At 48.3% G+C, this 11008-nt stretch carries 8 protein-coding genes and 1 pseudogene; 2 read left to right on the top strand and 7 right to left on the bottom strand.

All coding sequences use genetic code 11. The features are described from left to right. Positions 1-145: 145 nt before the first annotated feature. From ACTQ3V_RS14645 to ACTQ3V_RS14635, 3 genes are all read right to left on the bottom strand, one after another. Positions 146-1051 (bottom strand): diacylglycerol/lipid kinase family protein, encoded by a 906-nt coding sequence (locus tag ACTQ3V_RS14645; protein ID WP_441468163.1) that lies wholly within the window; start codon positions 1049-1051, stop codon positions 146-148. A gap of 45 nt (positions 1052-1096) precedes the next feature. Then, positions 1097-3004 carry a molecular chaperone HtpG gene (gene htpG, locus ACTQ3V_RS14640; RefSeq protein ID WP_441468161.1) on the bottom strand — a complete coding sequence of 636 codons (1908 nt, stop codon included), beginning with the start codon at positions 3002-3004 and terminating at the stop codon, positions 1097-1099. 164 nt (positions 3005-3168) lie between these two features. After that, complete coding sequence (locus ACTQ3V_RS14635; protein WP_441468162.1) at positions 3169-4251, bottom strand: AI-2E family transporter; 1083 nt, start codon at positions 4249-4251, stop codon at positions 3169-3171. 368 nt (positions 4252-4619) lie between these two features. On the opposite strand from ACTQ3V_RS14635, the gene ACTQ3V_RS14630 reads away from it, so the two are divergent. Continuing rightward, a complete protein-coding gene (locus ACTQ3V_RS14630) occupies positions 4620-6167 on the top strand; it encodes a D-alanyl-D-alanine carboxypeptidase family protein (protein ID WP_441468160.1) in 1548 nt (515 codons plus the stop codon). A gap of 204 nt (positions 6168-6371) precedes the next feature. Here the strand turns inward: ACTQ3V_RS14630 and ACTQ3V_RS14625 are convergent. Then, positions 6372-7439, bottom strand: a pseudogene (locus ACTQ3V_RS14625) (transposase). 42 nt (positions 7440-7481) lie between these two features. Continuing rightward, positions 7482-8357 (bottom strand): DDE-type integrase/transposase/recombinase, encoded by an 876-nt coding sequence (locus tag ACTQ3V_RS14620; protein WP_441468159.1) that lies wholly within the window; start codon positions 8355-8357, stop codon positions 7482-7484. A 229-nt stretch (positions 8358-8586) separates the two neighbouring features. Here ACTQ3V_RS14620 and ACTQ3V_RS14615 point away from each other — a divergent pair, with 229 nt between their 5' ends. Further along, positions 8587-9198, top strand: a complete 612-nt coding sequence (locus ACTQ3V_RS14615) for a cytidylate kinase-like family protein (RefSeq protein ID WP_441468158.1) — start codon at positions 8587-8589, stop codon at positions 9196-9198. Positions 9199-9302: 104 nt separating this feature from the next. Here the strand turns inward: ACTQ3V_RS14615 and ACTQ3V_RS14610 are convergent, their stop codons facing one another. Both ACTQ3V_RS14610 and ACTQ3V_RS14605 read right to left on the bottom strand, forming a co-directional pair. Then, positions 9303-10460: a DUF4368 domain-containing protein gene (locus ACTQ3V_RS14610; protein WP_441468157.1), complete on the bottom strand. Its 1158-nt coding sequence runs from the start codon at positions 10458-10460 to the stop codon at positions 9303-9305. Between the two features lies 1 nt (position 10461). Continuing rightward, positions 10462-10674, bottom strand: a complete 213-nt coding sequence (locus ACTQ3V_RS14605) for a recombinase family protein (RefSeq protein ID WP_441468156.1) — start codon at positions 10672-10674, stop codon at positions 10462-10464. Positions 10675-11008: the final 334 nt, after the last annotated feature.

Here is an 11008-nt window from a genome sequence, read left to right as displayed (position 1 = left end):
GGAGAAGCACCAGTTATGCCTCACTGCATAAAAAGCGGCCAGCAACCTACAGGCTGCCGGCCGGGAAAACTTTATACTTTTTCACTGTCCTCTTGACGGGTAGCGGTTCACTACTCCTATACAGGGGGGCTGCCTTAATTTGTTCTCAGTGCGAAGGTTGTTCCAAATTGGCATTGCTACCGGTTGCAAACGTGATGGCACGAGCGCAGTTGGCAATCTCTGCCCGCTGCGTTGCACCCCCGAATTCGCCATCCAGCGTCCATGGCACCGCTTCATCCGCATCAAATGAGATCTGCGCGGTGCGGAAGTAAACAAAGCGGGTTGATTCCATGTTGTGTGTCAACAGATCATTCACCAACCATTGCAGCTCCATCGGATTTTCCACTGGATAAACCAGCAGCACTTCATGCAAACCGTCATCCAGAGCCACACCGTTCGGTGTAATCGCCTTGAAGCCGCCCACTGACACAGAATTAGAAACCATGCCAAAGATGAAGTCATCCTCCAGCGTCATCTCTGCACTGTTTACGCAGATATGATGCTGCTTAATATTGGTTAGCGCTTTGACACCTTCCATGATATAAGCTACGCGGCCAAAGATATTCTTGGACTGCTGCGGCGTTGCATAGGATACTTCAGTAAACACACCAAATGCCGCAATATAGTTAAAATATCGGTCATTAAACCTTCCTATATCAAGTGCCTGCAAATTATCTCCGGCAGCGACTGCGGCCGCCTCTACCGGAACTTTGGAAATACCCAAGCTAAGCGCAAAATCGTTGGTTGTGCCGGCGGGAATATAGCCGAGAGGCGGACGAACTTCGGACTCCATCAAACCCGTTACCACTTCATTAAGCGTACCGTCACCGCCCGCACATACGATGCGGTCAAACTCCCGGGCACGCTCACGAACCATACGAGTTGCATCCTGCGCACCCTGCGTAACATATAACGTCACTTCATAGCCAGCCTGTTGGAACGCATTGACGCAGCCGATAATCTTCCCGCTCATTGCGCCCCGTCCGGCATGCGGATTCAAAATCCATAGCATCTTTTTCACCGGGCGCGCCTCCTTGCCTTCAAATTTAATCTTGATTTAAGAAATTAAATCACAAACGGCATTTGCATAAGCAACCGGATCATCTACCGGCAGTCCCTCGATCAACAGGGCCTGTGTATACAAAATATCTGCATAGGTCTTTAACTGATCCGAGCCTTCTTCTTGTAGGCGGCAAAGCTTCTGGAAAATCGGATGCTCTGCATTTAGTTCAAGCACACGATCAGCATGCACGCGCTGACTGTCATCCATCGCTTGTTGGTTAAGCACCTTCTCCATTTCCAGCGTCACCGGGCCTTCTGCGCGCAGACAACACGGATGGCTCTTCAGCCGGCGCGTCAGTTCCACCTTTTTTACCTTATCGGACAGGGCTTCGCCCAATACGGTGAGCAATGCGCTCTTTTCTTCAGTAAGTTTTTTGATCTCTTCCTTGTCATCCTCGCTATCCAGCCCCAGATCCGCATCAACAATGGACTTAAAATCCTTCTCCTGATAGCTTACCAACATCTTGATGCAGAATTCGTCGATATTATCATCCAGACACAGAACCTCATAGCCCTTATCGCGCAGTGTTTCCATTGCAGGCAACAGCTTGATCTTATCCACAGTTTCGCCGCAGGCATAATAGATGTATTTCTGATCTTCCTTCATGCGAGAAACGTACTCTTCCAACGTTACCAGCTTATCCTCGGTCGAAGAATGGTACATCAGCAGATCCTGCAGCAATTCCTTATGCGCACCGTACTGCACATAGGCACCATATTTAATTTGACGGCCGAACGCCTGCCAGAACTTCTCGTAATCTTCCCGCTTATCCTTCTGCATCTTAAGCAGTTCGCTCTTAATCTTCTTTTCCAAGCTCTGCGCGATTGCCTTCAGATGTCGGTCATGCTGCAGCATTTCACGGGAGATATTCAGCGACAGATCCGCTGTATCGACCATACCACGGACAAAACTAAAATGATCTGGCAGCAGGTCGGCGCATTTATCCATAATCAGTACGCCGTTGGAATACAGCTGTAAGCCCTTTTCATAATCCTTGGTATAGTAGTCCATCGGCGCGTGTGCCGGAATGAACAGCATCGCCGTGTAAGTTACTGCGCCTTCTACATTGGTGTGAATATGACACAGCGGCGGCTGATAGTCGTAAAACTTACTGGTATAAAAGGAATTGTAATCCTCATCCTTAAGTTCTTTCTTGGATTTCTTCCAGATCGGCACCATGGAGTTGAGCGTTACATTTTCGGTATATTCCTCCCACTCCGGCTGATAATCTTCACCTGCATCCGCAGGTTTTTCCTTCATGCGCGAGCGTGTCATATCCATCTTGATCGGGTAACGGATATAATCCGAATACTTTTTCACCAGCGACTGGATGCGGTAAGACTCGAGAAACTCATCATAATTCTCGTTTTCCGTATTTTCCTTGATTGTCAGCGTAATACGCGTGCCGTTTTCCGCTTTCTCACAAGGAATGATGGTATAGCCTGCCGCACCGTCCGACTCCCAGCAGTTGGCCTCCTCGCTGTCGACCGCGCGGGAGACAACCTCCACATGGCTTGCCACCATGAATGCTGCATAAAAACCTACGCCAAACTGACCGATGATATCCACATCATCCATCGCATCATTTTCTTTTTTAAACGCGAGCGAACCGGAGCGCGCGATCGTGCCCAGATTGCTTTCCAATTCTTCCGCTGTCATGCCGCAGCCGTGATCTTCGATAACAAATTTACGATTTTCCTTATCTAACGTAATTTCAATCGGCAGACTGTCGCGTGTAATGCCGGTTCGGCCTTCTTTCATTGCGTTATAGTACAGCTTATCCGTTGCATCCGACGCATTTGAAATCAATTCACGCAGAAAAATTTCTTTATGTGTGTAAATGGAATTGATCATCAAATCCAATAGCCGTTTGGATTCCGCTTTAAACTGCTTCTTTGCCATGTGTATGCACCTCTATTTTTTGGTATTAGCACTCTCATCACCAGAGTGCCAACACTGATATGATAATCCACTATCATGGAAAAATCAAGGGGCAAGTAGAAAATTCATGATTTGTTTATATTTGTATGAAGCAAAGCGGCCCAAAACTTTTCAGGCCGCCATACTTATTGTATTTTCTGGTCCGCAATGCCGCGTTCATGAATTCGGTTGCGCACATATTCACGCAATAGCGCATACAGTACAGAAACAACCGGAATCGCAAATAAAATACCTAATACACCTGCAATGCTTGCACCCAATGTAACGGCTACCAGTACCCAAATGGACGGCAACCCCACCGATCCGCCGACGACACGAGGATAGATCACATTGCCCTCTACCTGCTGCAACACAAGGAACAGCACAATGAACCACAATGCCTGCATCGGGCTGACAATAAGGATTAGGAACGCACCCACAATACACCCGATAAACGCACCGAAAATCGGGATGAGCGCGGTCACGCCAATCAGCACCGCAATTACCAAGGCATACGGCATTTTCAGTAGGGACATACTGATAAAAAACATCATACCGAGGATAAATGCTTCCAGACACTGCCCGGACAAAAAGCTATTAAACGAAGCGGATGTTAAATTGCAAACCTCAAGAAAACGGTCGACATGTTTTTCCGGGAATACCGCATAAAACAGGCGGCGAAACTGCCTACCCAGATTTTCTTTTTGCAGTAGGACATAAATTGCAAACACCAGACCGATAATTGTATTGGCTACGCCGCTGACCACAGAAGTGGCAATATCTACCGTGCTGCTGAGGAAATTGCTGTTTTGCAGGAAATCCTTTGCCATCTGGCCAACTTCTTTCCAGTTGACATTCAGCAGGTCTGCCTTGAGCTTTTCAATCTCGTCCGCAAACATCGGCAAACGCTCGCCTGCATCTTCCAGAATCTGAGGGAGACGCTTGCTAAAACTGGTCATTTCACGCCCAATGGCGGCAAACGACTTATATAACTCTGGCGCCACCATGAACAGCACAATGGATATAACACCCAAAACCACAATCAAAGTGAGCATTAAGCTGAAAATGCGCTGCATTTTGCGCATACGCATACTGCCCTTCCCCTTTTTCTGCGTGAAAATTTTTTGTTCAAAAAAACGCATGGGAACATTCAAAATAAATGCAATACACCCGCCGATTAAAAATGGTGCGGTCAAGCCTGCCAAATACCGCAGTGCAGAAGATACCATTCTCGTATTCTGCAAACCAACATACAGCAAAATGGCAAATGCAATCAATCCCAACATTTTTTTCATTGTATCACGATTTAAATTCACTATCAAACCCTCATCTATCTATCCCATATTGATATATATATAACCATTTTTTCCTATTAAAGTCAAGCAAATACTAACATAATTCATATCTTGTTCAAATGCAAGGCATCTGACATTCCGAACTTTTCAATATTTAGTAATTCGTTGTATAAGCCCCTTCCTTTTATTTGTTATATCTGCTAAACTAGTAAATAACACTATTCCTATTTTTCTGCAAAACAGAAATAGCATCTGCGCAGGTTAATTGCTGACCTGCGCATAACAAGCAAGGGGGTTTTATCATGTACAAAAAAATACTTGCGGTATTTCTTTCCGTTGTCGTTTGTATGGGCGGCAGTATACCATTTGCGCTTGCATTAAATTTTGAAGCAGAAAGCGCCTTTGTCATGGATGGAGATACCGGAGAAGAACTCTATTCTTATAATGGTGACGTTGCCCGCGTTCCTGCCAGTATGACCAAGGTCCTGACCGCTTATATCATCTATCAGGAGCTGGAAGCCGGTACAATCACACTGGATACTCCGGTTAAAATTAGTCATAACGTAGCTGTCAAATCGCGCGATGCCAACTATCCGACCGCCGTTCCGCTGACAGAAGGCGCAACCTACACCGTAGATACATTGCTGCATCTCATTATGATACCGTCTGCCAGTGCATCCTGTATTGCCATGGCCGAGCATATCAGCGGCAGTGAAAGTGCCTTTGTCACGCGTATGAATGCAACAGCAAAGGAACTTGGGTTGAACGCGACCTATTATAACTGCCACGGAGCACAACCCAATTATATTACGCCTCGCTCACAGGCCGCGCTGACCAAAATTTTCATTGACACTTACCCTGACATTTTGCGGATCACCAGTAAGAGCGGTTTTAGTTTTAATGGTGCTTATTATAATAACACCAATCATATGCTGAACACTATGGCTCCATACGAAGGATTAGATGGTTTTAAAACCGGTACAATATCGCAGGCAGGATATTGCGTCACAACAACTGCCGTGCGTAATGGTCGTCGTGTGATTGCCGTCGTTATGAAATCAACCAGTGATGCACAGCGTTTTGCCGACTCCCGCCAGCTCCTCGATTACGGTTTTGATCAGATCCAAAAGCGAGATGCGTCCCGTGCAGCAACCAGTGTGTCGATGAAAACACAGCCAGACAGCGTTCGCCCTTATCAGCCTGCTTCTTTCACTGTACAACTTAACGGTGTTTCCGCAAATTACACCGCAAAAGCGCAGTGGTATGTCAACGGCGAGCCGGTTAACAATTATGGGAACAACAATTTTCAAGTTACCCCCAATAAAACCAGTACCCTCAACTATACGCTCCGCGAGTTGACCGGTGATACGCTGGATGTGTCTTTTGTGTTAACCATGCCGGATGGCACGGAGAAGCGCGCGGACACCTCGGTGCCGATTGAGCAGCGTCCGATTTCTTATACAGGCTCATTCAATATACATAGCGCAGAGGTATACCCTGGGAAAACCCTGACGGTTACGGCAGATGTATTAGGTGAAAATGGAATTTACCGTGTGCAGCTGCCCGCAGGCTGGCAATGGGATGGGCAACCAATTGCCGGCTATTCCAATGATGCGTTTACCATATTTAACGATCAGGCGAGCAGTCGATATACAATCAAAGTTCCTGTCGATGCACAACCTGGTATTCATACACTTTCCTTTGTCGTTGGCCCAGCAGACAGCACAGGTGTTCAGCAGTTAGTTCTTTCTGCCAATATTGCAATTGTTTCGCAGGATGACATAGACGAAGGTACAGCAGATTCTACGGAAGAAATTATTGCCATATCTGATCATTCAGAAGCTGCTTGATACTCAATTTTTTCTTCCACATCGAGCATTGAGAACATAGGTTACGAGGTCTGAAGGAATTTACCACAGACCTGGTTTTTGTTCAATCGCTATATGGGAAAAATCTGCACACTGTAGTCAATGCAGTTGTCGGTTCTGTCTTCTCCTTCAGGTAGTGTCAAGAGTTTTTCGCACTTTGTTTTGCAGACTCAGGCATGAATGAAGTCAGCCGGCAAAGAAGGCACCCTCAACGGAAGCCTTCAGGAGCTGCATATTTATGTACTTCTTGTGGCTCCACTGGGTGCCGGCCACATGGCGCACCAAGCACAGACCAGCGTGAGGGCAGAGTTGCCGTATGGGAAACTGCCCACCACCCGAGTGCGGCGGCGGATCTCCCAGTTCAGCCGTTCAATGACATCGTTGGTACGGATGCGGGTCCAGTGTTCGCTGGGGAAATCGCAGTGAGTCAGCGTTCCCTCAATGCCATCTCCACCTTCTTGGCAGCCTCTTTCAGCTTCATGGAGCGTAGTTCCTCCACCACGGCTTTGGCTTTCTCCCGGGCAGCTTTCTTGCTCTCCTGGGCGCGGATCGCTCCCAGCATCTTGGCCACTAGCTTCACCTTGGGACGAGGCGTAACAGAGAACACGTTGCGGTAAAAGCGAACAGCACACCTCTGGTATTTTTCATCAAGGAACACTTCGCCTCCAGCATACCAAGACACTTGTCTCCCAACCACCAGTTTGATCCCGTCCAAGCCACGGCTACGCATCTACCGGAAGAAGCTGACCCAGCTGGCCTTGCCCCCTTTCATGTCCTCAGGGGCGCACCCAGAACTTCACGCTATCCATCCACATAGACATGGGTACCGTCCACCTTGCAAAAGACGGTTCCGCCAACCCTCGATGTGGACATACGCTTTCTTGTTTAATTCGCTAATGACACCTTGCTGCCCCGCAGCGCGTCTGTAATATCCTCCATACGCCGGGCGGATACGCCCCCATGTACATCTCAATGAGGGCTTCCTCCACACAGCTTTTCCGGCGGCGATACCGTTCAATGATAGCGGTCTCAAAGGAGATCTCCTTGAGTTTAGGCACCTTGAGGGTGACATCTCCAGAAGTGGCGGTAAGACTGCGGCTATATTGGCCGCTCCGGTAACCCTGCCATTTGCTCACTGCGCTCGTACTGGTCGGCCTGTGTGAGTTTCTCTGCCTCAGCTTCCAACAGCTCGTTGAGCGTTTCTTCTACGCTGCCTCGTACTAACGATTTGAACTGTGTAGGTTTGTCAAACATATTGGACAGAGAACTCTAAAGGAGAAAGCCAACCCAGGGGCCTCATGGGAAAGTTGTTGGAGCGGCGGTTATGGACGGCAAGCTGTCTTGCGAAGTCTTGGAGGGAGTAAAAGCAGTGGAAAAATAAAAACGCTTTTGATCCTCTCGGTGGCTACGCTCCACCTTGCCATTATGGCGGGGCGTGTAGGGACGGATGAGTTTATGCCGGACACCTAACGCAGCGGCAATCGTCTCAAACAGGGTGGGTAGATTCTGTTTGCTGTTGGAAAAGCGGTTAGTGAACTCAAAACCGTTGTCCGTCTGGACGCATTCCACTCGAATGCCCCGGCGGGCGTACCACTTGAACAACTTTTTCAGGAAGTCGGCAGAGGAATAGGTGCTCTGCTCTGGGTAAGCAGCCAGAAATCGCAGGCGGGTAAACTCGTCAATGGCAGTATACTGAAACAGGTGGAGTTCTGGGTCTGTGATACACTTGCGGGGGACCACCTTCACATCAACGTGGACCCGCTGGCCGGGATAAGTCATCTGCTCGTAAGGCTTTGGTTTATGCACTTTTTTCTTTGAAACAGCAGGAAATAGGCCCAATTTGCGCATGACTCGGAACAAACTCTCCGGACGTCGGGTATAACCCCGTAGCCGCAGCCGGTGCCACAACTCCACCATGCCCAGATCTGGATTGCGGCGGCGCATATTGCGGATTAGTTTCAGTTCTGCATCTGTGTGCTGATTGGAATGGCCGTGAAGCCGCCGGGACTGGCAGGACAAGGATTCGACCGTGCCATCCCATCGAGCTTTCCAGAAGTAAATGTACGACCGGCTTTTGTTGTACTTCCGGCTGGCGCGACTGACGCCGTATTTCTCTGCGTACTTCATTAGAGATTGCCGATACGCCATGTCCTGTGTTATACTCTTGCTCATGAAGGATATGGCCCCCTTTTCGTCAAGTTAAGTGTCGCAACTCAACTTTAACCGATGAGGCCCTATCCTTCATCCTTTTTTATTCAACTGTCCAAGATGTATTGTACTCCTATATTACCGATTGCAAAAAAATCTCAAATAATCTTGACAAAAAACATAAAATGGTGCATACTGATAACACAAACCATTATGCAATTTGTATAATAAGAGTCAGTAAGGAGGGTGCGTTATGAATAACAATCTGATCATTACTATTGGCCGTGAATATGGTACCGGGGGCAGAGAGATCGGCCAGAAACTCGCGCTCCGCCTTGGTATTCCTTTTTATGATCGGGAATTAATTACCCGTGCGGCGAAAAAAACCGGTTTTGATGAAAAATTGTTTGAGCAACTCGATAAACGTGCGACTAATAGCTTTTTGTATTCGCTGACCATGTTCGGTTCGGTTGGACTGAACGGGATGAGTTTGACCGATCAGTTGTATCTTGCACAGTCCAATATCATTCGTGAGATGGCAGAGGACTCTTCGTGCGTCATAGTCGGTCGCTGCGCAGACCATGTGCTGCGCGATTTCCCGAATAAGTTTGACTTCTTTATCCATGGTTCCATTGAAAATCGTGTAAAACGAATCCAGACTTGCGGCGACTATGAGATTGAAGGCAAGACTCCAGAGGCTGCACTCGAGAAGATGGATAAGCAACGTTCTACTTATTATAATTACTACACCGGCAAGGTGTGGGGTAAATGTGATCACTATGATCTGTGTGTTAATGCGGGTCGTTTGGGTGTAGAGTATTCGACGGATATCATTCTGGAATATGTCAACCGTCTGAAGAAATAATGGTGGCATACGGCAGAGAGAAGAGAAAAACAAAGGCCGCGCCTCAAGGCGCGCACTCCCATAAGGAAGTAATTTGATTGTCGCAGGGCGGCATGGCGGAAAGGTCATGCCGTCCTGCCTTTTCTTTGCAGTTCTACGGTCTGATCGTTGCCCGGCAGATTGACTTCTCCGATGAAGTTCCAGACCAGTTCAATCTTCTGCCTGTGGTGGCCGCTGGACTTATCCGGCGCATGGACGATAATCTTCTTCACAAACTCATTGACGATGGTGAGTGTCAGTTCCCGGATGCCCAAATACTTCCGTGCAATAGCTACAAAGCTATCAAAGTCGGCTTGATCCTGTTCAACGATTTCTACCGCTTCCCGCCGTGCCTTGACCTTTCTCTGCCAGTTCTTTTGTTCCGCCTCATAGCCCGCGGAGAGTTTTAAGAACCGTTCATAGCTGATTGCCCCGCTGATATCGTCCTCACTGATACGCTTGAAAATGCGGTCAAGTTCACCAATGCGCTTTTCCGCTTGGGAAATTTCACGCTTGTGCTTCTTGGCCTCTTTCTCTGCTTCTTGGAACCGTTGTTTTTTCGCGTCTTCCATAAATGCTATGGCATCATCAAAGAACAGCGCCGTCACATCGAAAATCCCCCAGTTCTCCGGGGCAATATGCAGCCGCTTCTTCAGCTTATGGGACTTGGAATAGGTCTTGAAGTTCACCGTACAGTCGGTGTACTCTGGCCGCTCCAATATCCCCGCGACAGATTTCGGGTCCCAATGATACGGCTTCTCGGGCAGCGGCTTTCCGTCCCGCTGGGCGTAGTGGGCTTTAACTGTAAAGACGTGTTCGGCGGTCAGCAGCTTGGCAATCTGCATGGGGCCTTTTCCTGCAATGCACAGGTCGAAAATCCGCTTTACGATTTCGGCGGCTTCCTCGTCCACGATCCACTTCTTTTTATCCGCCGGGTCTTTCTGATACCCATAGGGCAGATTTGTGCAAAGGTGTTCTCCAGCATTTCCTTTGGCCCGCATGACGGCCCGGATTTTCTCGCTGGTATCGCGGGCGTAGAAGTCGTTGAACAGATTGCGAAAAGGAGTAAAATCGTTGTCCCCTTTGTCGCTGTCCACGCCGTCATTGATGGCGATATACCGAATATCGCGTTCAGCAAAGAAACTCTCGGTATAATAGCCTACTTTCAGATAGTCACGGCCCATGCGGGACATATCCTTGACAATGACGATTTTAACCTTTCCTGCCTCGGCCAGCTGGATCATCTCATTCCAGCCCGGACGGTCCAAACGTTACCCTGGACACACCATCGTCAATGAAAAACGTAGGATTGGGGAAACCGTTGTCGGTTGCGTACTTCAAAAGGATTTTCTTTTGGTTCTGAATGCTGTTGGACTCGCTGTCCATGTTATCGTCACGGCTCAGGCGGCAGTAGAGGGCGGCTGTGCCGTGAACAGTTTTATTGTCCGATTGTTTCAAAATGTCCTCCTTACTCGGGTGTCGGACAATCAGTATTTCCAAGTATATTGTACCTCCGCCCCACCTCTTTGTTAAGGATGTCGCCGCTCTCTAAATCCGCCGGTATGAGCTTTAAGAGGATATCCGCCATTGTACCTCCTTCAAAAATGAATAACAGACCAAGGGACGACGCCGGAGCACCGCCCCTCGGCCTCTCTCCTTATGAAAGGACTTTGGGACAAGTTGGCGCTGTTGACAAAGTCTCGCAACAGCCCTCGCGGTATGTTATAATAAGAAAAAAGTCTGAGGTGATGGGATGCAGCTGGCGATACACATGGTAACAATCGAGGACTTA

It is taken from the genome of Candidatus Agathobaculum pullicola, from assembly GCF_052117205.1.
Taxonomy (GTDB): Bacteria; Bacillota; Clostridia; order Oscillospirales; family Butyricicoccaceae; genus Agathobaculum; species Agathobaculum pullicola.
The sequence above is the reverse complement of the archived record's forward strand: the minus strand, read 5'-3'. Positions and strand labels throughout refer to the sequence as shown.

Bases quoted from the DNA above. Each gene is read 5' to 3' on its own strand.
- ACTQ3V_RS14630 (WP_441468160.1), top strand. From the start codon at position 4,620: ATGTACAAAAAAATACTTGCGGTATTTCTTTCCGTTGTCGTTTGTATG.
- ACTQ3V_RS14645 (WP_441468163.1), bottom strand. From the start codon at position 1,051: ATGCTATGGATTTTGAATCCGCATGCCGGACGGGGCGCAATGAGCGGG.
- ACTQ3V_RS14635 (WP_441468162.1), bottom strand. From the start codon at position 4,251: ATGGTATCTTCTGCACTGCGGTATTTGGCAGGCTTGACCGCACCATTT.
- ACTQ3V_RS14610 (WP_441468157.1), bottom strand. From the start codon at position 10,460: ATGATCCAGCTGGCCGAGGCAGGAAAGGTTAAAATCGTCATTGTCAAG.
- htpG (WP_441468161.1), bottom strand. From the start codon at position 3,004: ATGGCAAAGAAGCAGTTTAAAGCGGAATCCAAACGGCTATTGGATTTG.
- ACTQ3V_RS14620 (WP_441468159.1), bottom strand. From the start codon at position 8,357: ATGAGCAAGAGTATAACACAGGACATGGCGTATCGGCAATCTCTAATG.
- ACTQ3V_RS14615 (WP_441468158.1), top strand. From the start codon at position 8,587: ATGAATAACAATCTGATCATTACTATTGGCCGTGAATATGGTACCGGG.